The sequence below is a fragment of the Citrobacter sp. MGH105 genome (genome assembly GCF_001037485.2).
GTDB classification, from domain to species: Bacteria; Pseudomonadota; Gammaproteobacteria; order Enterobacterales; family Enterobacteriaceae; genus Citrobacter; species Citrobacter portucalensis.
Map to the genome: position 1 here is coordinate 3463221 of NZ_CP073048.1, position 21770 is coordinate 3484990.

The window sequence follows — 21770 nt, forward strand, 5'->3', positions numbered from 1 at the left end:
ACATCACATCAATTACATCAACAGCAGCAAACCATACCCCACCAGCGCCGCCCATATCAGCATCGGTACCGAATACCAATGAAAACGCCACCAGATCCGTCGGTCGTTTGCCATCCGTAACGCAATGAGATTCGCCAGCGATCCCGGCAACAGACCAAAGCCGCCCACATTAACCGCCCAGGCCAGCAGCAGCGTCGGCGGGACATAGTTCAGCAGCAAAATCGTACTGGGCACATTACTGATAAACTGCGACAGGCCAATAGCCGTTAACCAAAGTCCCGGTGCTGAGAGCGTGCCAATCTGGTGGGAAATCCCCTGCAAGGCCGGGAGCTGCGTCAGCAAATGCACATCAATGAACATCGCCATAAATACTAACAGCAACGTCCAGTCCACGCTGAGGATCACGCGACGCGCCAGTACCATGAACCCTGCCGCCACAATAGCCAGACCCCACAGCTCTTGCTTTAACTCCAGCGCCGCCAGGAAGATGATATACAGCGCCAGACAACTCCATACCAGGCGTGGTTGCCAGTCAGGCGCGCGCGTACCGGTATGATAGTGCAACGCTTTATGCGGGAAACTGAACCAGCACAGCACCACCAGCGTCAGCATCATGGCCCCCGCAAGCGGCGCCATTTGCCAGGTAAACGCGGTAAACGATAAGCCTGAGCGTCCCCACATCAGAATGTTTTGCGGATTACCTATTGGCGCGAGCAACGATCCGGCGTTTACCGCCAGCGCCTCAAAGATAATCAGGCGATTCACCGGAATGGCACATAATTTTTTCAGGGTGATGGTCAGCGGAACAACAATAAACAATGCAACGTCGTTGGTCAGAAACGTCGACAACAACGCCGCCGCCAGCACCATAAATATCGCCAGCTGGCGCTCTGTTTTGAAGCGGCGGGTCATCTTGCGACCTAACACATCGAAATAACCGCTTAGCTCCACGCCTTTGGTCAGTAACATCAGGCCGCTAAGCGTGATTATCGTGTGCCAGTCAATCGCCCCTGGCCAGGACCGGGGCGTAAATGGCGTAAACAGACTCAGTACAACCCCAACGATGATTAACAGCTGGAAAAAACGATCGCGCTGTAAAGCACGTAATAAAGGAAAACTCATTCAGAGCCAGTTCCTTGCTGTTGCGTAAACCGGCTAAAAGCCTCCAGCGTTTCCTTACTGACGTGATGCTCCATCCCCTCCGCGTCGCGACGGGCAATTTCCGGGCTGATGCCTAACATCAACAGGAAATTTTCCACAATCTGATGACGTTCCCGGCTCTCCTGGGCTAGTCGTTCACCTTCTGCGGTTAAAAACACCCCACGCCACGGGATCATTTCAATCAATCCGACTGAAGCTAGGCGCTTAAGCATTTTAGCAACCGTCGGCTGGGAAACCCCAAGTCGCGCTGCCATATCCACCTGGCGCGCTTCACCTACCTCAATAATGAGATCGGAAATCAGCTCTACGTAGTCATCAATCAGTTCGCGGCGATGCGCCTCCCGGACCTGACGAAATCCTTCAACGTGTTCTTCGACATTCACCAATTGCGTCACTTTTTTTGTTGTTGGCATACCTGCGCGACGACTCATTCTGCTTCCTCGTTACTGTGACGCGTTAACGGCATCTGATTAGAGAGCGCTCATTGTAAACCAGAGTTGCGTGGGCACAAAAAATTAACGTTTTAGCAATAGCTATATAATATAGCCTGTGCTATATCTGTATATAATAAAGACATCCCTCAAGGACTGATGGGATCGTGAAGTCAGGAGGTTTACATGAATGAATTTAAGAGGTGTATACGCGTGTTTAGTCACTCTCCCTTTAAAGTACGGTTGATGCTGATCTCTATGCTGTGTGACATGATTAACAGCAAACCAGAGCAGGATAAACCTTCAGAAAAATAATGCGGCGTCGCGGTACGCCGCTTCATTTTCCTGCCGTCATTCGGGTACGGTGGTGGTTTTCGTCTCAATAACCCTTCTTTTTGTCAGTTTTGCCACGTCCCTCGCAAAACAATTTCTTTGTAGTAGTTGACCTTCTCTTGCGCACACTCTATCTTTTCGCAGCCCTGCGTATATTGCGGCTCGCGGATGCGGACCCTATCCCTCTTCTCGCTCTCTCAGGCAGGCAATGACCCTTAGCGCCAGGGTAAGCACATGGCGTTTTTGTAACAGTGGCATATGAATTTAACCCTCAAAGATTCAATCATTGCTCGTAGCCGAGCGATTAGTCCGTGGACTGGCCTCTATTTCTTACAGTCTTTGCTGATCAACCTTGCACTGGGCTATCCGCTTAGCCTGCTCTATAGCGTTGCTTTCACCTGCATATTGATGCTGCTGTGGCGTAGCGCGCCGCGCGCGCAGAAAGCACTGATTGGCATTTGCTCACTCATTGCAGCAATGTACTTTCCGTTCGGCCAGGCTTATGGTTCACCGAACTTCAATACCTTGCTGGCGCTGCACTCAACCAATATGGAAGAGTCAACCGAGATCCTGACCATCTTCCCCTGGTACAGTTATCTGGTTGGAGTGTTTATTTTTGCCCTTGGCGTTATCGCCGTACGCCGTAAAAAAGATGTGCAGCAGCGCAGCTGGAATAAGTTCGACAGCATTTGTTTGCTGTTTAGCGTTGTCGCATTCTTTGTTACCCCGGTACAAAACCTGGCCTGGGGCGGCGTGTTCAAGCTGAAAGACACTGGCTATCCGGTTTTCCGTTTCGCCAAGGACGTTATCGTCAATAACAACGAAGTGCTCGACGAACAAGAGCGTATGGCGAAACTGTCGAGCGTAAAAGACAGCTGGACAGTAACAGCCGTTAAACCGAAGTATCACACCTACGTCGTGGTGATCGGCGAAAGCGCCCGCCGCGATGCGTTAGGGGCGTTTGGCGGCCACTGGGATAACACCCCGTTTGCCAGCTCCGTTAACGGCTATATCTTCGCGGATTACATTGCGGCCAGCGGTTCAACGCAAAAATCGCTCGGCTTAACGCTTAATCGGGTAGTGGATAATAAACCCCAGTTCCAGGATAACTTTGTCACCCTGGCTAACCGCGCGGGCTTTCAGACATGGTGGTTTTCCAATCAGGGACAGATTGGTGAATACGATACGGCCATCGCCAGCATTGCGAAGCGCGCAGATGAGGTTCAGTTCCTCAAAAGCGGTGACTTCGAAGCGGATAAAAACACCCGTGACGAAGCGCTGTTGAAGATGACTGCCCAGGTGCTGGCAACCGAGCGCACCCAGCCACAGCTCATCGTGCTGCATTTAATGGGTTCGCATCCGCAGGCCTGTGACCGAACGCAGGGTAAATACGAGACTTTCGTCCAGTCAAAAGAGACATCTTGTTATCTGTACACCATGACGCAGACGGATGACCTACTGCGCCAGCTTTACGAGCAGTTACGTAACAGCGGTAATAGCTTCTCGATGGTCTATTTCTCCGATCATGGCCTCGCGTTTAAAGAGCGGGGAAAAGAGGTGCAGTACCTGGCGCATGACGATCAGTTCCAGCAGAATTTCCAGGTGCCTTTTATGGTGCTGTCGAGCGATGATAAAGCGCATCGGGTGATTAAAGCCCGTCGCTCCGCCAATGATTTCCTCAGCTTTTTCTCGCAGTGGACGGGGATAAGCGCAAAAGAAATCACCAACAGCTACCGCTTTATCTCAGAGAAAAAAGCCGGGCCGGTGTACATCACCAACTTCAAACTGCAGAAGGTGGACTACAACCATCTGGGTACCGATATTTTCTCAACCAAATAATACGTTGTCGGCCGGATAAGGCATTTTGCTACCGATGCCTGATGCGCTGCGCTTATCAGGCCTACAACGACATTCCTTCCTGCATTACACGCAAAAAAAATCCGCCCCAAGAGGCGGATTTTTCATATCACCGAAGTGATTAGAAGCGGTAACCCACGCCAGCAATCCAGGTGCCAACGTCAACGCTACGAATACGGCTCTGCTCGTAGGAGAAGTCCAGAGCAACGTTTTCGATCGGGTTGAACTGCAGACCAGCACCGTAAGAGAAACCGTAGTCGCTGGTGCTGTGGTTGTCAGCCGGAGATGCTGCGTTCTGGAATTTACCGTAACCAACACCCACTACACCGTAGATGCTTGCCCAGTCGTTCAGACGGTAAGCCGGACCAGCAGTGATGCCGTAGTATTGGGTTTTGTTGTAGTCGCCAGAAGCATCGGTACGATCTTTTTCAGTGTAAGTGAAGGAACCGATAACACCCAGCGGGTTGTTGTCCTGCTCGTAGCGATACTTCAGGTTGAAACCGTTCATTTTGTTCGCTGCGCCCTGAGCATCGCTCTGAGCGTAACCACCGGTAACGGTAGAAGTAGCAGCTACAGCAGTACCTGCGGAGAAAGCCAGAACAGCGGCCAGTGCTGAAAGACATGCAATTTTTTTCATAACCACCTCAAATGTGCTTCAAGTAAATCTTAAGTTTTAAATATACCAAAAATTGATGGGAAACTCTTTGCGATTCGCGATGTCTAACGGGGTCTTTCATGTAACAGAACATTTCAAAAACCCGCTATCTCTTTCAATTAACATCACTTTTTCAACTGAAAATACCATTATTGCGCGCACAATATGGCACATTCATCCAGAACATTCCTAATCACACAGATTATTAATCCATCATTTTCATGCCATTGTACGGAACTGAGCAATTTTTTTTTCAACGAATACTCAACCAGTTGAGCGTAATTCCATTACACTCGCTGTTTTACTTTTCTATACATAAAGTCATCTGCGTCGTAACAATGCTGAAGCGTGGCACAGATGGAGACGTGTAATCATCATTTGACAGGAGAAAGGATGCCGGGGTTGTCACGTAAAGCGCCAGTCTGGTTGCCTATTTTGGTTTTGCTTATTGCTATGTCCTCCATTCAAAGCGGAGCATCACTGGCAAAATCGTTGTTCCCACTCGTCGGTGCGCCGGGCGTTACCGCGCTGCGCCTTGCGCTGGGTACGATCATCCTTATCGCTTTCTTTAAGCCCTGGCGTTTACGATTCGCCAAAGAACAACGCCTGCCGCTACTGTTTTATGGCCTGTCTCTGGGCGGGATGAACTACCTTTTCTACCTGTCAATCCAAACCGTCCCACTGGGAATCGCCGTGGCGCTGGAATTTACCGGCCCGCTCGCGGTAGCGCTGTTTTCATCCCGACGCCCGGTGGATTTCATTTGGGTTGCGTTGGCAGTGCTCGGGCTTTGGTTCCTGCTGCCTCTGGGTCAGGACGTTTCTCATGTAGATTTAACCGGCGCAGCGCTGGCGCTGGGGGCTGGCGCCTGCTGGGCCATCTATATTCTTACCGGGCAGCGAGCCGGGGCGGAACACGGTCCGGCAACCGTCGCGGTAGGGTCATTCATTGCAGCACTGGTATTTGTTCCAATCGGCGCACTCCAGGCCGGAGATGCCCTGTGGCACTGGTCCATTCTGCCGTTAGGTCTGGCCATTGCAGTCCTCTCTACTGCGCTTCCCTATTCGCTGGAGATGATTGCTTTGACGCGCCTGCCTACACGTACTTTCGGTACATTGATGAGCATGGAACCCGCGCTGGCAGCGGTTTCCGGAATGATCTTCCTCGGTGAAACACTGACGCTTATCCAGACGCTTGCTCTGGGCGCCATTATTGTCGCATCAATGGGCTCTACGCTTACTATTCGTAAAGAGCCACAAATAAAACAAGTCGACGTGAATTAACCACGTATTATTCTGCATGGTTTGCATAATCATGCAGAATATCCAATTGTAAATCTGCGTGATAATAATTCTAATAAATATAATTTTCTCATCCGCATATTTCATTTAATCTTAAAATTAACATAAAAATAACACCACGCAAGTAACAAAACACTCATTACATTGATTTTATTTGATATTTTATATTTACCCTCTTCTTCGCTATTAAAGTGATAGGCAACACCGGAAACAAAAATCCAAATTTAGCGCTATACTTAATTCCGTTGAAGAGTTGGGACATAAATATCAAGAGGATATGAAAATATGAGTACCGCGAAACTGGTAAAAACAAAAGCATCCGCCCTCCTTTATACCCGCAACGATGTGTCTGATAGCGAAAAGAAAGCGACCGTAGAACTGCTGAATCAGCAAGTAATCCAGTTCATTGACCTGTCATTGATCACTAAACAGGCTCACTGGAACATGCGCGGTGCAAACTTCATTGCAGTACATGAAATGCTGGATGGCTTCCGTACAGCCCTTACCGATCACCTCGACACCATGGCTGAACGCGCCGTACAGTTGGGCGGTGTGGCACTGGGCACAACTCAGGTTATTAACAGCAAAACGCCTCTGAAAAGTTACCCGCTGGATATCCATAGCGTACAGGACCACTTAAAAGAGCTGGCCGAACGTTATGCCGTAGTTGCAAACAGCGTACGTAAAGCTATCAGCGAAGCAAAAGACGAAGATACCGCGGATATCTTTACCGCAGCTTCTCGCGACCTCGATAAATTCCTGTGGTTTATCGAAGCCAACATTGAGTAACAGCAGACATAAGAATTACCTATATAACCCTCGCTTCGGCGGGGGTTTTGCACATCTATGGTGCATAACATTGATCATTCGTCACTCCAAAGTAAATTATTTGTAATAATCACCTCACACAATCGTTAACGAAAGATTGTTTTATCAACAATTTTTACGCTAAATAGTCATACCGTTTGCACCGTGACTGGTTCGCACCAAATGAGTGCCCCAAAACAGTGCAGATTATTCGCTATGCCCTACTTATTGTGCAGAGAAACGAGACACCCTCTTGTTAAAACAATGAGTTGCAAAATTGGCACGATTTTTTCATTAAGCCATATGTTCTCGCAGGGGATCGCCCCGTGGATATAAAAGGAAATCCTATGAAGTCTGTATTAAAAGTTTCACTGGCTGCACTTACCCTGGCTTTTGCGGTGTCCTCCCATGCCGCAGATAAGAAACTGGTTGTCGCAACCGACACCGCGTTTGTACCGTTTGAATTCAAACAGGGTGACAAATACGTTGGTTTTGATGTGGATCTGTGGGCTGCTGTGGCCAAAGAACTGAAACTGGATTATGAACTGAAACCGATGGATTTCAGCGGCATCATCCCGGCTCTGCAAACCAAAAATATCGACCTGGCACTGGCAGGTATCACCATCACCGATGAGCGTAAAAAAGCGATCGACTTCTCCGACGGCTACTACAAAAGCGGTCTGTTAGTGATGGTCAAAGCGAATAACAACGACGTCAAAAGCGTAAAAGATCTGGACGGTAAAGTCGTTGCAGTTAAGAGCGGCACCGGTTCCGTTGATTACGCGAAAGCGAATATCAAAACCAAAGACCTGCGTCAGTTCCCGAATATCGATAACGCATATATGGAACTGGGCACCAACCGCGCAGACGCTGTACTGCACGACACACCAAACATTCTTTACTTCATCAAAACAGCTGGCAATGGTCAGTTCAAAGCTGTAGGCGAATCGCTGGAAGCCCAGCAGTACGGTATCGCCTTCCCGAAAGGCAGCGATGACCTGCGTGAAAAAGTGAACGGCGCGCTGAAAACGCTGAAAGAGAACGGTACTTACAACGAAATCTACAAAAAATGGTTCGGTACTGAACCTAAATAATAACCGGCAGCGTTGCCCGGTGGCGTGATGCTTACCGGGCCTACGCCTGGATTTTTGAGACCTGTAGGCCGGATAAGCACAGCGCATCCGGCAAAACGGGCATTTGAATATTTACACCACGGTAACAGGAACGACATATGCAGTTTGACTGGAGTGCCATCTGGCCCGCCATCCCGCTTTTGATTGAAGGCGCCAAAATGACCCTGTGGATCTCGGTCCTCGGTCTGGCTGGCGGTCTGATAATCGGACTTGCAGCAGGGTTTGCGCGCACTTTCGGCGGTTGGATCGCCAACCACGTAGCGCTGGTGTTTATCGAAGTCATTCGCGGTACGCCAATCGTTGTGCAGGTAATGTTTATTTACTTCGCTCTGCCAATGGCATTTAACGATTTACGCATTGACCCCTTTAGCGCCGCCGTTGTCACCATCATGATCAACTCCGGGGCCTATATTGCGGAAATCACCCGCGGTGCGGTGCTCTCAATCCATAAAGGGTTCAGCGAAGCCGGTTTGGCGCTTGGACTTTCACGCACAGAGACTATCCGCCACGTTATTTTACCCCTCGCACTGCGTCGTATGCTGCCACCGCTGGGCAACCAGTGGATCATCAGCATTAAAGATACCTCGCTGTTTATTGTCATTGGCGTCGCTGAACTGACCCGTCAGGGCCAGGAAATCATTGCCGGTAACTTCCGCGCACTGGAAATCTGGAGCGCCGTTGCGGTGTTCTATCTGATCATTACGCTGGTGCTGAGCTTCATTCTGCGTCGTCTGGAAAGAAGGATGAAAATCCTGTGATTGAATTTAAAAACGTTTCTAAGCACTTTGGTCCAACCCAGGTGCTGCACAATATTGACCTGAACATTCAGCAGGGCGAAGTGGTGGTGATTATCGGTCCGTCCGGGTCCGGTAAATCTACCCTGCTGCGCTGTATTAACAAACTGGAAGAAATCACCTCCGGCGATTTGATCGTCGATGGTCTGAAAGTAAACGATCCGAAGGTAGACGAGCGGTTAATCCGCCAGGAAGCCGGGATGGTGTTTCAGCAGTTCTATCTGTTCCCGCATCTGACGGCGCTGGAAAACGTCATGTTCGGACCGCAGCGCGTACGCGGGGCGAATAAAGAGCAGGCTGAGAAACTGGCTAAAGAGCTGCTGGCAAAAGTGGGTCTGGCTGAGCGTGCGCATCACTACCCTTCTGAACTGTCCGGTGGTCAACAACAGCGTGTGGCTATCGCCCGTGCGCTGGCGGTGAAGCCGAAAATGATGCTGTTTGATGAGCCAACCTCAGCGCTGGACCCGGAACTGCGTCATGAAGTTCTGAAAGTTATGCAGGATCTGGCGGAAGAAGGGATGACCATGGTGATTGTAACCCACGAAATCGGCTTTGCCGAAAAAGTGGCTTCACGCCTGATTTTCATTGATAAGGGACGAATTGCCGAAGACGGTAATCCGCAGGCCCTGATTGAAAATCCCCCCAGCCAACGCTTACAGGAATTCTTGCAGCACGTTTCCTGATAGCTCAACCTCCCTTCGCCCGAAGGGAGGTTTTTCACCAGAATCCTCTCATTTCAATTCCCTCCCGCTCTGACATCTATACTTATCCTTTTGAATTTATTTTCTCATGGGAGGAGTCATGCGCTGGATCCTGTTCATCTTTGTTTGTCTGTTGAGTCTTCCGACTCAGGCAGTGACGATACCAGGCGTCACCACGCCAACGTCAACCAACGCACAAGCCGCGCCAACGAAAGAGCCGGATGTTGAACAGAAGAAAGCGGCCTACGGCGCACTGGCGGATGTGCTGGAAAATGACGCCTCACGTCAGGAACTGATCGATCAGTTACGCAAAGTGGCAACTGCCCCACCTGCCGAGCCGGTGCCAACCATTGTTCCACCCACATTAACAGAAGAAAAAACGGTGCTGGAAAACGTCACGGATGTCACACGGCACTACGGTGAGGCGCTCTCCAGCCGCTTTGCCCAACTTTATCGCAATATTACCGATGCACCGCACAAGACCTTTAACCCGCAAACGTTCACCAATGCCCTGACTCATTTTTTAATGCTGGCGGCGTCAGTGTTCGGGTTTTACTGGCTGATCCGCCTGTGCGCGCTGCCGCTGTATCGCAAAATGGGGCAATGGGCGCGGCGGAAAAACCGCGAACGCAGCAACTGGCTGCAGCTTCCAGCAATGATCGTTGGCGCATTCATTATTGATTTGCTTCTGCTGGCGCTGACATTGTTTGTCGGGCAGATACTGAGCGACAGAATGAACGCCGGCAGTCGCACCATCGCCTTTCAGCAAAGCCTGTTTCTCAATGCCTTTGCCCTGATTGAGTTCTTCAAAGCCATTCTGCGTCTGATATTTTGCCCAACAGTGGCCGAACTGCGTCCGTTTAACATTCAGGATACCGGTGCGCGCTACTGGAATCGGCGTTTGAGTTCATTAAGCAGTTTGATTGGTTACGGGCTTATAGTTGCCGTTCCCATTATCTCCAATCAGGTCAATGTGCAGGTCGGCGCGATGGCCAACGTCATCATCATGCTGTGTATCACGCTATGGGCGCTGTACCTGATTTTCAGAAACAAAAAAGAGATAACGCTGCATTTACAGAATCTGGCAGAAAGATCGTTAGCTTTTTTCAGCCTGTTTATCCGCGCCTTTGCGTTGGTATGGCACTGGCTGGCCAGCGCCTACTTCATTGTGCTGTTTTTCTTTTCGCTGTTTGATCCGGGCAACAGCCTGAAATTCATGATGGGCGCTACGCTGCGCAGCCTGGTAATCATTGGAATTGCCGCCTTTGTTTCCGGCATGTTTTCCCGCTGGATAGCCAAAACTATTACCCTTTCGCCACACACCCAGCGCAGCTATCCGGAACTCCAAAAGCGGCTGAATGGCTGGCTGTCGACGGCGTTAAGCGTGGCCAGGATCCTGACAGTGTGCGTTGCGGTGATGCTGCTATTGAATGCCTGGGGACTGTTCGACTTCTGGAACTGGCTGCATTACGGCGCAGGAGAAAAAACGGTGGATATTCTGATCCGTATCGCGCTGATTTTATTCTTCTCCGCCATCGGCTGGACGATCCTCGCCAGCCTGATTGAAAATCGCCTGGCTTCCGATATTCATGGCCGCCCGCTACCCAGCGCTCGTACCCGAACCCTGTTGACGCTGTTTCGCAACGCGCTGGCGGTGATCATCAGCACGATCACCATCATGATTGTGCTGTCGGAAATTGGCGTTAATATCGCCCCATTGCTGGCCGGGGCCGGGGCGCTGGGGCTGGCAATCTCTTTCGGCTCGCAAACGCTGGTAAAAGATATTATTACCGGGATTTTTATTCAGTTTGAAAATGGCATGAACACCGGCGACCTGGTGACCATCGGTCCACTCACCGGTACGGTTGAACGAATGTCCATTCGTTCTGTGGGCGTGCGTCAGGACACCGGGGCGTACCATATTATTCCCTGGTCATCGATAACGACCTTCGCCAACTTTGTGCGTGGAATTGGATCGGTCGTCGCCAATTACGACGTAGACCGCCATGAGGATGCGGATAAAGCGAATCAGGCGTTGAAAGACGCGGTTGCTGCGGTGATGGAAAAAGATGATATTCGCGGGCTGATCATCGGCGAGCCGTCGTTTGCCGGGATTGTAGGATTAACCAATACGGCATTCACGCTACGGGTCTCGTTTACCACCTTGCCGCTGAAGCAGTGGACGGTACGTTTTGCGCTCGACAGCCAGGTGAAGAAATACTTCGATCTAGCCAACATACGCGCCCCGGTACAGACGTATCAAGTGTTACCTGCACCAGGGAATGGTCCTGCGTCGGCGGCAAGCGAACCACTACCGCCAACCGAGCCAACGCTTTAGCGTTTACGCGCCATAAAACGACGACGCTGATCGTTATCCATAAAGGTCCAGGCAATAAAGCGACTTTGCTTTTGTCCCTGGGCCATCTCTTTCTTGACCACTTTCACCGCACCCGCATCCGTTAATGCGTGGTACAGCGGAGGCAAGTTCTCACCGCGCGACACCAGCGTGGTGAACCACATCACCTGGCGACCAAAGGCCTGGCTTTCAGCAATCATTTTCTTGATGAACGCCACTTCACCGCCTTCACACCACAGCTCCTGCTGCTGTCCGCCAAAGTTCAGCGCATCGTCTTTGTCCTGTCCCAGATTACGGCGTTTGCGCTCGCTTCCGGCACGGGCTGAGGCCGCAGAATCATGGAATGGCGGGTTACACAATGTGGCTTCATACTGCTCATTTTTGTGAATGATGCCGTTGAAGATTGCCGTTGCATCTTTCTGGCGACGCAGACGAATAGCACGGGTTAATCCCGGATTGGCGTTGACGATCGCCTGAGCGCTGTTAAACGCTTCGCTACTGGTTTCACTACCCGTGAATCGCCAGCCATATTCATGCACGCCGATCAGTGGATAAATACAGTTTGCCCCCACTCCCACGTCCAGCACGTTCGCATTTGCCGGAATGGTTCCGCTTGTTTCACCCAACAGATCGGCCAAATGGTGTATGTAGTCAGCACGACCAGGCACCGGCGGACACAAAAAACCATCTGGAATATCCCAGTTTTTCACCGCATAAAAATGCGCCAGCAGTGCTTTATTGAGCGCCTTTACTGCCTGCGGATTCGCGAAATCAACACTCTGCTCGCCGCCGGGCGTGAGGGTGAGAAATTGCGTCAGCTCGGGTGTAACCTGGCATAAAGTCGCAAGATCATAACGGCCATTGTGGCGGTTGCGTGGGTGTAATCCCGGTTTCTGGGCGGACATAGCATTCTCCTTTTAACAGCGGCGTAAGATACCCGCATAACGCCACGCGGTAAACACACACAACAAGGAAATTTGATTTTTTACGCCTGTTTGATGCTTTGCGGATTGTTCAAAAAACAGACAGTTCATCACCAGTTTTTTGCGGTAAATGTCATCCGCTGACGACTAAACTTATCAGGCACACCTGTTGTTTTTCAGAGGATATCACCATGAAGAAATGCCTCACATTACTTGCCGCTACCGTACTTACCGGCATGACATTTGCCTCCTTTGCAGCACAGCCATACACCAGCCCAGCTACCGGTCAGTTACAAGCTTCCGGAACAGTATCCGCTACCGGCGCCTCTAACCTGAGTGACTTGGAAGACAAGCTGGCAGAGAAAGCGAAAGAGCAAGGGGCAAAAGGCTTTGTCGTTAATTCTGCGGGCGGTAAAAATCAGATGTACGGCACCGCAACCATCTATAAATAACCCCCCCCTTCCCTAGCCCAACTGCATTCATCCCGAATGCAGTTTTCTGTGCGCTGTTCACTTCATTTGCCGCTCAAGTTGTAATCAATGTGTTGGTATTTTGAATCCAATGTAAATAAATGTATTTATTTTTGAATTAATGAATGCTAAAACGTCGCACTGATTAGTAATGCTTATCAAAATCATTATCAATTACACATTCATTTTCGCGAGGCCTGCAGGGTATAACATCCATAGAGATGTCCCTTCGCGCGAGTGAAACCGTCCACTCAAAAAATAATAAGTCACTCATTAATATGGATAAAAATCGCAACTTGCCGTCCAGTAGCTTCCACTCACTGACTTTTTTTGCGGGTCTGTGCATTAGTCTGTCCCCGATAGCTCAGGCTGTCGCTGCGGGCGACCAGGATAAAAAACAAGAAGACACTCTGGTCGTTGAAGCGGCCAAACCTTCGCTGTACGCCCCAACACAGTCTGCCGACCCTAAATTCTCCCGCCCGGTGGCGGATACAACCCGCACCATGACGGTGATTTCTGAGCAGGTGATTAAGGATCAAGGCGCAACAAATCTGACCGATGCGCTGAAAAACGTCCCGGGCGTTGGCGCATTTTTCGCCGGTGAGAACGGTAACTCCACCACCGGTGACGCGGTTTATATGCGTGGTGCGGATACCTCGAACAGTATTTATATCGACGGTGTACGTGATATTGGCAGCGTCACGCGCGACACCTTCAATACCGAACAGGTGGAAGTGATCAAAGGTCCTTCCGGCACTGACTATGGACGTAGCGCACCGACTGGCTCTATCAATATGATCAGCAAACAGCCGCGCACCGACTCAGGAATCGATGCTTCGGCCAGCGTCGGTAGCGCCTGGTTCCGCCGGGGTACGCTGGACATTAACCAGGTCATCGGCGAGACCACCGCCGCACGTTTAAACCTGATGGGTGAAAAAACGCATGATGCTGGTCGCGATAATGTTAAGAATGAACGTTACGGTGTGGCCCCCTCTCTCGCTTTTGGCTTAGGGACAGAGAACCGACTGTACCTGAACTATCTGCACGTTACCCAGCATAACACGCCGGATGGCGGTATCCCCACCATCGGTCTGCCGGGATATTCCGCGCCTTCTGCGGGGACTTCTGCGCTAAATCATTCAGGAAAAGTGGATACGCATAATTTCTACGGTACCAACTCGGATTACGACGATTCGACGACCGATACCGCGACGATGCGTTTTGAACATGACCTGAACGACAGCACTACTATTCGCAACACCACCCGCTGGTCGCGCATTAAACAGGATTATCTGATGACGGCGGTGATGGGCGGCGCGTCTAACATCACCCAACCCACCAGCAGCGTCGACACCTGGACCTGGTCACGCCTGGCAAATACCAAAGATGTCAGCAATAAAATCCTGACCAACCAGACCAACCTGACCTCAAAGTTTTACACGGGATCCATCGGTCACGACATCAGCACCGGCGTGGAGCTGACGCGCGAAACACAAACCAACTACGGTGTAGCCCCGATCACCCCACCACAGGTTAATATCTATCACCCCGACAGCAACGTGAATATCGGCGGATTGTCTCGTAACGGCGCCAACGCTAACGGGCAAACAGACACCTTCGGTGTATACGCTTTTGATACGCTACAAATTACCCGTGAATTCGAGCTGAACGGTGGTATTCGCCTCGACAATTACCGCACGGAATATGACAGCGCCACCGCTTGTGGCGCTTCCGGTCGCGGCGCAGTCGCGTGCCCGACAGGCGTGGCCAAAGGTTCCCCGGTCACCACTGTGGATACAGCCAAATCAGGCAATCTGGTGAACTGGAAAGCTGGCGCGCTGTATCACCTGACCGATAACGGTAACGTGTACATCAACTATGCCGTTTCTCAGCAACCGCCGGGCGGCAGCAACTTTGCTCTTGCTCAGGGCGGCAGCGGTAACAGTGCTAACCGTACCGATTTCAAACCGCAGAAAGCGAAAACCAGCGAGATCGGCACCAAATGGGAGGTGCTGGATAAGCGCCTGCTGTTAACCGCCGCGATTTTCCGCACAGATATTGAGAATGAAGTTGAGCAGAACGACGACGGTACCTATTCCCAGTACGGAGAGAAACGCGTTGAAGGCTACGAGCTCTCGGTAGCAGGTAACATCACTCCCGCATGGCAGATTATTGGGGGTTACACCCAGCAACGCGCGACCATCCACAGCGGTAAAAACGTTGCTCAAGATGGATCCTCTTCCCTGCCATATACACCGGAACATGCATTCACGCTGTGGAACCAGTATCAGGCTACCGATGATATCTCCGTTGGCGCAGGCGCTCGCTACGTGGGCAGTATGCATCGCGGTTCCGACGGTGCGGTGGGTACGCCATCCTACACTGAAGGTTACTGGGTCGCTGACGCCAAACTGGGCTATCGCGTGAATCGCAATCTCGATTTCCAGCTAAACGTCTATAACCTGTTCGACACCGATTATGTATCTTCCATAAACAAGAGTGGATACCGCTATCATCCGGGCGAGCCAAGAACTTTCCTGCTCACCGCCAATATGCATTTCTAATCCATCGCGTGGGGCGTAAGCCCCACTTTCAGGAGAAACACTGATGATGTACCACATTCCCGGCGTTCTGTCGGCGCAGGATGTAGCCTGGTTTCGCGAACAACTGGACGCTGCCGACTGGGTTGATGGCCGCGCAACCACCGGCGCTCAGGGGGCGCAGGTTAAAAACAACCAGCAGGTGAATACGCAAAGTGAACGCTACGGCGTTTTACAACAGGCGGTACAGACTGCGGTAAATAACAGCGCGCTTTTCTTCGCCGCAGCACTACCGAAAACGCTCTCCACACCGCTGTTTAATCGCTACCAGGACAACGAGACCTACGGTTTTCACGTTGACGGTGCGGTGCGTAGCCATCCGCAAAACGGCTGGATGCGCACGGACCTTTCCGCAACTTTATTCCTGAGTAACCCGAATGATTATGAAGGGGGAGAACTGCTGGTCAATGATACTTACGGCCAGCATGCGGTGAAGCTTCCGGCAGGCGATCTGGTGCTTTACCCTTCCAGCAGCCTACATTGCGTCACGCCAGTGACCCATGGCGTTCGTGTAGCGTCTTTTATGTGGATACAGTCGATGGTCCGTGACGACAAAAATCGCGCCATGCTTTTTGAACTGGATAAAAACATTCAATCCCTGAAGGCTCGCCATGGGGAGAGCAGCGAGATCCTGTCATTACTCAATCTCTACCATAACCTGCTGCGCGAATGGTCTGAAATCTGATACTGCTGGCGCGTGGTCGTTTTTCAGCCATCACCTTCGCTATACTTAGTCTGTAGACATCAGCAGGAGATACACATGGCATCCGGATGGGCAAATGACGACGCGGTTAACGAACAGATCAACAATACTATTGAAGATGCTGTTGCCCGCGCTCGCGGTGAGTTACCGACGGGGGAAAGTCTGTATGAATGCGAAGAATGCGGCAATCCTATCCCTCAGGCCAGACGTGAGGCCGTGCCAGGGGTACGCTTGTGCATCACCTGCCAACAGGATAAAGATTCACATAGCGCATCATTTTCAGGATATAATCGCAGAGATTCGAAAGACAGCCAGCTACGTTGACTTATCTTTACCAAAAGTTTCAGCGCATACGATTTCCTTTACGAGCACGCTTTTTTGCACCCTGTGTAGCAAAATGTGCCGTTGTCGCCTTCTCTGTAAAGCGCAATGACAAGAACTGTAAATCCCTCACTCGAATTTATTAATATTCAATAAGTTATTTGTCATTCAATTTTTTTGATTGATGTAGTCAATTCTATTCGATTTTCTCTCACCAAAAAAAACGTGATACTTATCACATCGACGGAACAACGTCTTCTTAAAGAACACTGACTAACAGAACAACCCTGCGAGAGATTAATCATGAAAAATATCAAATTTGCTGTTGCTGCCATCGCCCTGTCTACCCTGTCATTTGGCGTTTTCGCTGCCGAGCCGGTTTCCTCTACTCAGGCGCAAAACATGAACAAAATTGGTGTGGTATCTGCTGACGGTGCCACTACGCTGGACGGCCTGGAAGCCAAACTGGCTGAGAAAGCGAATGCTGCTGGCGCAACTGGGTACAGCATCACTTCCGCTATCGGCAAAGACAAAATGAGCGGCACCGCGGTTATCTATAAATAACCGAAAGATTACCTGTACGACCCAATGCTCCAACCCTCATTGACCCTGTTTGTTACCCTTTGTTTGCCCGTCCGCCACTGGACGGGCTTTTTTTTGCCTATTGTTTCAGCCGCTGGCAAAATTCCCGCAACACGGCCTCTGGCATCCCAATTTGCAGTGCCGCCTCACAAATCGCTTGCCAGCTTCCGGCATCCAGCGGAATACCGTGTTCCAGCCGTTCCTCGCGAGTATTCACCTCCCACTCCCCAGGCAACAGGATCGGGGCATCTTCAGCATGCGGCGACGCTTTCACCCACTCAGCAAATGCCGCGACCTGGTTGTCGCAGTCCGACGCGCCGAACAGTTGTGGATTCATAATGATGGTGGTCATACAGTTAATGATGGCGTCCGCGCTGGTCTGCAGGCTCTCTTCATGTGTGGTTTTACCGCCAGAAAGCGCACCGCCCATAATTTCGCACATCGCCGCCAGCGCATACCCCTTGTGCTCGGCAAAGGTCAGCAACGACCCCAGCGGAGAAACCTGCATTACCGCAGGATCGGTAGTGGGAACACCCTCCACATCAATCAGGCATCCTGGAGCCACCGGCTCGCCCTTATGCCATGCCACACGTGTTTTGCCAAACGCGATGGCGCTGGTTGCATAGTCCAGCAACAGTGGGAAAGTATTTTTACGTGGAAACACGACGCAGAAAGGATTGGTGCCAAAACGGCTATCGCGGCCATGAAACGGTGCGACCATCGGGATCCCCACCACATTCACAAAGTGTACCGAGACAAAACCTGCCGCCGCACATTGCTCCGCCCAGTAGCCAATACGGCCGATATGGTGCGAATTATGTAATGCCACGGCAGCGATTCCGTACTGACGCGCTTTTTCGATTCCAAGCGTGATTGCCTCGTGCGCTGCCACCTGACCAAACGCACAGTCGCCGTCAAGCGTAATCACCGCCCCCGCATCTTTTACCACTTTGGCATGACGGTTGATCTGCAGATGCCCCTGCGAGAATGAACGAATATAGCTTGGGATCATACCGATGCCATGGGAGTCGTGACCGGCGAGGTTAGAGGCTATCAGATGGTCGGCCACCAGCCGCGCCTCCTGATCATTGCTTCCCATCTGATGAAAAACGGCCTGGATAAAGGCGTGCAGCGTTGGCACATGGAAGCGATGTCCACTGTTCATTGTTATCTCCTTTGTGTCGCGTGTTTGTTGTGTTTCTTATTTTTCAACAAACTATGCTGCGCCACAGTGCGCTGGAGGTCAATAAACGTGCAGAAATTTCACATTGCCGAAAAGAGAGAACCGACAGGCCAGGCAACAGGCCCGTCGGGATAACAAATGGTTTAGAAACTTTGCTCGACGCGGGCAAGTCCTTCAGCCAGTGAGGCGGACTCACCGGTTGCCACCAGGCAGCAGGCCATCTGGATTTTCAACGATGCCGGAACAGGCTCACTGCCAGCCAGACAACGCTCAATCCAGCGCGCGGTGGTTTCCGGGTCTTTTGCTACCGGTAGCGGTACCGGCTCGTCAGGCATCTCGCTCTGTCGGTCTTGTAGCACTCGCACACCGGATGAATCTATCAGGCTTATCTGCGGGCAGCGCTGCGGGTTGGCATACACTTCGCCCTCGGTACCATGCATCAACAGGCCGCGCCCACCGATATCGCCGAAGAACTTCGCCACGCGCGAAACATATTCCGGGTGGGACACGCTGGAAAGACGCAGCGCGGCATCTTCAGCAAACGGCGTGGCTAATTTAGCCAGCGTATGTGCACTGTTACGCACACCCATGCGCCAGCGCATCGCCAGCTGTTTCTCCAGCGGAGGACACAGCGCGCTCACCGGGATAAACACCGGCTCATGACCATCCAGCTTTGCCTGTGCCTGTCCCGCATGCAGCGTTGGCGTAATGCCCATCAGTTCGAAAATGGTTTCTGTCAGCACGCGGGTTGGATCTTCACTGACGCCGTGCACCACTACTGGAAAACCCAGCTTGTGCAGTAAAATTGCCAGCAACGGAGTCAGATTCGCCTGCTTGCGTGCGCCATTATAGCTGGGAATGACAATCGGCATGGGTTTGGTTACCGGCGGAGTCAGGCGAATGGTGTGGTTTTGCATCGCTTCGTAAAAGCCCAGCATCTCCGCTTCACCTTCGCCCTTGATACGTAGCGCAATCAGTACCCCGCCCATCTCAAGGTCAGGTACGTCGCCGTTCATCATATGGGTATACAGTCCGCGAGCAGTATCCTTATCCAGGTCACGCGCGTGATTTTTTCCTCGCCCAATCTCTTTAATGATTTTGCGGTAATCCATCGATAACTCCTTGCCTGTTGCTCGCATCGTTAACGCCGACGGCGGCGCGTGGGTTTCGCTTTTTCTTTTGGTTTTACTATAACGTCTGGCACAGCAGGTTGCTCTATCGGAAATATGGGTAACGCGTTCAGTAAACGCTTGCCATAGCTTTTGGTCAATAAACGCTTGTCATAAATAACCACTTCTCCCCAGCAGCCATGGCTACGGATGAGTCGCCCAACCTGCTGGATCAAATTGAACGACGCCGCAGGCAGGCTCTGCACCTCGAAGGGGTAGCGGTTCAGACTTTTCAACCACTCACCCTCGGTGATCACTACCGGGCTGTCGATTGGCGGAAAGGCGATTTTATGAATATGCACCTGAGTCAGCAGGTCGCCTTTCAAATCCAGACCTTCAGCAAAAGATTGCAGCCCAACCAGTACACTGCGCTCGCCGTTGGCCACCCGTTTGCGGTGCAACTCCACCAGACGATAGCGCGGCTGATCGCCCTGCACCAACAACAGCAGGCGCAGATCGGTAACGTGCTCAAGAAAACTCTGCATCGCGCGACCGCTGGCAAAGAGTACCAGCATGCCCTGATGCTTTTTACTCTCCAGCTGTTCGCGAAAATAGGCGGCCATTTCCGCGATATGCTGCTCTTCGTTATCAATTAACGGTTCGTAGCGCATCTGCGGAATGACTATTTTGCCCTGTTCAACGTGATTAAACGGTGAATCCAGCGCGACAAACCGGTCCCCTGCTTTTTCCTTCAGACCGCTCATCTCCTGCAAACGCGAGAAGCTATTGAGCGAGCGCAGCGTTGCGGAAGTGACAATAATATGCGGGACGCTACGCCACAGCAGTCGTTCGAGCTGATCGCTCACACGGATCCCCACGCAGTGGAACCAGACGTGGATCTGCCCGTCACGCACCTCGCGCGTCGCCCATTTACTCACCGGCGCGCCTGACGACTGCGCGAGCGATGCCAGCCGCCACAGTTTGCTTTGCGCCTCAAACATGCCCAGCGCCCGGTTTATCTGCAAAATAACCCGATGCAGGCGCACGATATCGTGAGTGCCGGTTTTTTCGCTGAGATCGTTGAGGAACAGTTCCGCCAGACCGCGCAGCATTTCTGTTAGCTTTGCCAGACGCTGACAAATCTCCATCACTTCCGTAGGCAATTCGCCCATCGCGAAGCGGTGTTCTGCCTCCTGGGTTGCGGGCATATACAGATTAAGAATGTTATTGAGCGATGAAATCAGCTCATACAGCTCCTCACAGTGACCGTTCAGACGCTCGGCATTTGCCAGTGGCGGCGTGGTCTTCGGGCGAAACTGCTCCAGGCAGGTAGCCACTAATTTGCAAAATAGATCCAACTGAAGTCGATACCAGGGGGCGCTGATTTCTGCGCTCATCTCCAGCGCATCGCGCGCGACATCCGGCAAATGGTGGCCTTCATCAAGTACCAGCAGTAGGTTTTTCGGCTCCGGCAAAACGGCTTCGCTTTCCATGGCAGCCATTACCAGCGCATGATTAGCCACGACCACTTCAGCTTCCTGAATCTCCCGGCGGGCGACAAAAAAAGGGCATTCACGATAGTAGTGACAGTTGCGATTCAGACAGCTGGCTTTATCGGTGCTCAGACGCTGCCAGAGTCCATCGTCGATAGCAATATCGGTGTGGTCGCGCAGCCCGTCCCACTTGTAGCTGTCGAGATCGCCTTTTAGCCTGGCACAGCGCTTTTGTTCTTCCTGGTTGTTGGGCGTCAGGTCATCGTCGAGAAAAGCCAGCAGATCCTGTTGATTGGGTTCAGTGCTGGCCAGCGCCGCTAAGTTACGCGGGCAGACATAGCGTCCGCGACCAAACGCAGCGGTAAAACGCAGGTCGGGGATAATTTTGCGCAGCAGCGGTAAATCTTTGCTGTAGATCTGGTCCTGCAAAGCGACGTTGGCGGTACTGACCACCAGCGTTTTTTGTTCTTCACGCGCGATGGCAATACCGGGAATCAGATACGACAGGGTTTTCCCCACCCCGGTCGGTGCTTCAATCGCCAGATGCCGCCCTTCTTCCCCGGAGAGCGTTTTCGCGACGTCAGCAATCATCTGCCGCTGCGGCGCACGGGGAATAAAGTCGGGGATCTGTTCCTGAAGCGCCTTGTACCAGGCGGCGATTTGCGCTTTTAGCGCAGCCGTAAGTGCCATGAGAAAACCTGAAATACTGTATAAACAGCCACTATTGTGGCACATTTCAGGCGTTGGATGTACCTTTTTCCCCCATTCTGGAAAGCGCTTCGCAGCTCTGGCTTAAATTACCGGATGGCGGCTTACTCCTTATCCGGCCTACAGTCAGGTATATTGCAGGCCGAATAAA

Annotated in this window: 20 protein-coding genes; 13 read left to right on the top strand and 7 right to left on the bottom strand. The window is 51.7% G+C overall.

The genetic code is table 11. From position 1 onward, the window contains the following. Window positions 1–12: 12 nt before the first annotated feature. A complete protein-coding gene (locus SK35_RS16800) occupies window positions 13–1122 on the bottom strand; it encodes an anion transporter (protein ID WP_048214617.1) in 1110 nt (369 codons plus the stop codon). Continuing rightward, entirely contained in the window at window positions 1119–1592 is a 474-nt protein-coding gene (gene mntR / locus SK35_RS16805) for a manganese-binding transcriptional regulator MntR (protein WP_003831586.1), read from the bottom strand. The genes SK35_RS16800 and mntR overlap by 4 nt, the downstream gene beginning before the upstream one ends. 186 nt (window positions 1593–1778) lie before the next feature. Between mntR and mntS the strand changes: the two genes are divergently transcribed. Together mntS and SK35_RS16815 are read left to right on the top strand one after the other, a co-directional pair. After that, complete coding sequence (mntS, locus tag SK35_RS16810) at window positions 1779–1907, top strand: manganase accumulation protein MntS (RefSeq protein WP_003831584.1); 129 nt, start codon at window positions 1779–1781, stop codon at window positions 1905–1907. Between the two features lie 276 nt (window positions 1908–2183). Then, entirely contained in the window at window positions 2184–3764 is a 1581-nt protein-coding gene (locus SK35_RS16815) for a phosphoethanolamine transferase (protein WP_048214618.1), read from the top strand. Window positions 3765–3903: 139 nt separating this feature from the next. On the opposite strand, the gene ompX is transcribed toward SK35_RS16815, so the two are convergent. Further along, the gene (gene ompX, locus SK35_RS16820) at window positions 3904–4419 is read right to left on the bottom strand and encodes an outer membrane protein OmpX (protein WP_048214619.1); all 516 of its coding nucleotides are present in this window, start codon (window positions 4417–4419) and stop codon (window positions 3904–3906) included. Between the two features lie 411 nt (window positions 4420–4830). On the opposite strand from ompX, the gene rhtA reads away from it, so the two are divergent. From rhtA to ybiO, 6 genes are all read left to right on the top strand, one after another. Next, window positions 4831–5718 (top strand): threonine/homoserine exporter RhtA, encoded by an 888-nt coding sequence (gene rhtA / locus SK35_RS16825; RefSeq protein ID WP_048214620.1) that lies wholly within the window; start codon window positions 4831–4833, stop codon window positions 5716–5718. Between the two features lie 303 nt (window positions 5719–6021). Further along, window positions 6022–6525, top strand: coding sequence for a DNA starvation/stationary phase protection protein Dps (gene dps / locus SK35_RS16830; RefSeq protein ID WP_003035253.1), 504 nt, complete (start codon window positions 6022–6024; stop codon window positions 6523–6525). A 365-nt stretch (window positions 6526–6890) separates the two neighbouring features. Then, window positions 6891–7637 carry a glutamine ABC transporter substrate-binding protein GlnH gene (gene glnH, locus SK35_RS16835; RefSeq protein WP_003035251.1) on the top strand — a complete coding sequence of 249 codons (747 nt, stop codon included), beginning with the start codon at window positions 6891–6893 and terminating at the stop codon, window positions 7635–7637. Window positions 7638–7774: 137 nt separating this feature from the next. Next, complete coding sequence (gene glnP / locus SK35_RS16840; RefSeq protein WP_003035248.1) at window positions 7775–8434, top strand: glutamine ABC transporter permease GlnP; 660 nt, start codon at window positions 7775–7777, stop codon at window positions 8432–8434. After that, on the top strand, window positions 8431–9153 hold the full coding sequence (gene glnQ / locus SK35_RS16845; protein WP_003035246.1) for a glutamine ABC transporter ATP-binding protein GlnQ: 723 nt from the start codon (window positions 8431–8433) through the stop codon (window positions 9151–9153). Before glnP ends, glnQ begins: the two co-directional genes overlap by 4 nt. A 118-nt stretch (window positions 9154–9271) precedes the next feature. Further along, window positions 9272–11509, top strand: a complete 2238-nt coding sequence (gene ybiO, locus SK35_RS16850) for a mechanosensitive channel protein (RefSeq protein WP_048214621.1) — start codon at window positions 9272–9274, stop codon at window positions 11507–11509. On the opposite strand, the gene rlmF is transcribed toward ybiO, so the two are convergent. Continuing rightward, entirely contained in the window at window positions 11506–12432 is a 927-nt protein-coding gene (gene rlmF, locus SK35_RS16855; protein WP_048214622.1) for a 23S rRNA (adenine(1618)-N(6))-methyltransferase RlmF, read from the bottom strand. The two genes, ybiO and rlmF, sit on opposite strands and share 4 nt — an antisense overlap. Before the next feature lie 209 nt (window positions 12433–12641). On the opposite strand from rlmF, the gene mcbA reads away from it, so the two are divergent. The 5 genes from mcbA to ybiJ all read left to right on the top strand — a co-directional run bounded on the left by mcbA (window position 12642) and on the right by ybiJ (window position 17108). Next, entirely contained in the window at window positions 12642–12902 is a 261-nt protein-coding gene (gene mcbA / locus SK35_RS16860) for a DUF1471 family periplasmic protein McbA (protein WP_003035239.1), read from the top strand. Window positions 12903–13198: 296 nt separating this feature from the next. Beyond that, window positions 13199–15484 carry a catecholate siderophore receptor Fiu gene (locus tag SK35_RS16865; protein WP_048216338.1) on the top strand — a complete coding sequence of 762 codons (2286 nt, stop codon included), beginning with the start codon at window positions 13199–13201 and terminating at the stop codon, window positions 15482–15484. Between the two features lie 43 nt (window positions 15485–15527). Next, window positions 15528–16205: a PKHD-type hydroxylase YbiX gene (gene ybiX, locus SK35_RS16870; RefSeq protein ID WP_048214623.1), complete on the top strand. Its 678-nt coding sequence runs from the start codon at window positions 15528–15530 to the stop codon at window positions 16203–16205. A gap of 75 nt (window positions 16206–16280) precedes the next feature. Beyond that, window positions 16281–16547 (top strand): DksA/TraR family C4-type zinc finger protein, encoded by a 267-nt coding sequence (locus SK35_RS16875; protein WP_048214624.1) that lies wholly within the window; start codon window positions 16281–16283, stop codon window positions 16545–16547. A gap of 300 nt (window positions 16548–16847) precedes the next feature. Next, a complete protein-coding gene (ybiJ, locus tag SK35_RS16880) occupies window positions 16848–17108 on the top strand; it encodes a DUF1471 family protein YbiJ (RefSeq protein WP_003831561.1) in 261 nt (86 codons plus the stop codon). A gap of 97 nt (window positions 17109–17205) precedes the next feature. Here the strand turns inward: ybiJ and SK35_RS16885 are convergent, their stop codons facing one another. The 3 genes from SK35_RS16885 to dinG form a co-directional block, all read right to left on the bottom strand. Beyond that, window positions 17206–18291: a malate/lactate/ureidoglycolate dehydrogenase gene (locus SK35_RS16885; protein ID WP_048214625.1), complete on the bottom strand. Its 1086-nt coding sequence runs from the start codon at window positions 18289–18291 to the stop codon at window positions 17206–17208. Between the two features lie 161 nt (window positions 18292–18452). Next, the gene (gene ybiB, locus SK35_RS16890; protein WP_048214626.1) at window positions 18453–19421 is read right to left on the bottom strand and encodes a DNA-binding protein YbiB; all 969 of its coding nucleotides are present in this window, start codon (window positions 19419–19421) and stop codon (window positions 18453–18455) included. Window positions 19422–19450: 29 nt separating this feature from the next. After that, entirely contained in the window at window positions 19451–21601 is a 2151-nt protein-coding gene (dinG, locus tag SK35_RS16895) for an ATP-dependent DNA helicase DinG (RefSeq protein WP_048214627.1), read from the bottom strand. Between the last annotated feature and the right edge of the window lie 169 nt (window positions 21602–21770).

Bases quoted from the DNA above. Each gene is read 5' to 3' on its own strand.
- SK35_RS16800 (WP_048214617.1), bottom strand. From the start codon at position 1,122: ATGAGTTTTCCTTTATTACGTGCTTTACAGCGCGATCGTTTTTTCCAG.
- mntR (WP_003831586.1), bottom strand. From the start codon at position 1,592: ATGAGTCGTCGCGCAGGTATGCCAACAACAAAAAAAGTGACGCAATTG.
- mntS (WP_003831584.1), top strand. From the start codon at position 1,779: ATGAATGAATTTAAGAGGTGTATACGCGTGTTTAGTCACTCTCCCTTT.
- SK35_RS16815 (WP_048214618.1), top strand. From the start codon at position 2,184: ATGAATTTAACCCTCAAAGATTCAATCATTGCTCGTAGCCGAGCGATT.
- ompX (WP_048214619.1), bottom strand. From the start codon at position 4,419: ATGAAAAAAATTGCATGTCTTTCAGCACTGGCCGCTGTTCTGGCTTTC.
- rhtA (WP_048214620.1), top strand. From the start codon at position 4,831: ATGCCGGGGTTGTCACGTAAAGCGCCAGTCTGGTTGCCTATTTTGGTT.
- dps (WP_003035253.1), top strand. From the start codon at position 6,022: ATGAGTACCGCGAAACTGGTAAAAACAAAAGCATCCGCCCTCCTTTAT.
- glnH (WP_003035251.1), top strand. From the start codon at position 6,891: ATGAAGTCTGTATTAAAAGTTTCACTGGCTGCACTTACCCTGGCTTTT.
- glnP (WP_003035248.1), top strand. From the start codon at position 7,775: ATGCAGTTTGACTGGAGTGCCATCTGGCCCGCCATCCCGCTTTTGATT.
- ybiO (WP_048214621.1), top strand. From the start codon at position 9,272: ATGCGCTGGATCCTGTTCATCTTTGTTTGTCTGTTGAGTCTTCCGACT.
- rlmF (WP_048214622.1), bottom strand. From the start codon at position 12,432: ATGTCCGCCCAGAAACCGGGATTACACCCACGCAACCGCCACAATGGC.
- mcbA (WP_003035239.1), top strand. From the start codon at position 12,642: ATGAAGAAATGCCTCACATTACTTGCCGCTACCGTACTTACCGGCATG.
- SK35_RS16865 (WP_048216338.1), top strand. From the start codon at position 13,199: ATGGATAAAAATCGCAACTTGCCGTCCAGTAGCTTCCACTCACTGACT.
- ybiX (WP_048214623.1), top strand. From the start codon at position 15,528: ATGATGTACCACATTCCCGGCGTTCTGTCGGCGCAGGATGTAGCCTGG.
- SK35_RS16875 (WP_048214624.1), top strand. From the start codon at position 16,281: ATGGCATCCGGATGGGCAAATGACGACGCGGTTAACGAACAGATCAAC.
- ybiJ (WP_003831561.1), top strand. From the start codon at position 16,848: ATGAAAAATATCAAATTTGCTGTTGCTGCCATCGCCCTGTCTACCCTG.
- SK35_RS16885 (WP_048214625.1), bottom strand. From the start codon at position 18,291: ATGAACAGTGGACATCGCTTCCATGTGCCAACGCTGCACGCCTTTATC.
- ybiB (WP_048214626.1), bottom strand. From the start codon at position 19,421: ATGGATTACCGCAAAATCATTAAAGAGATTGGGCGAGGAAAAAATCAC.
- dinG (WP_048214627.1), bottom strand. From the start codon at position 21,601: ATGGCACTTACGGCTGCGCTAAAAGCGCAAATCGCCGCCTGGTACAAG.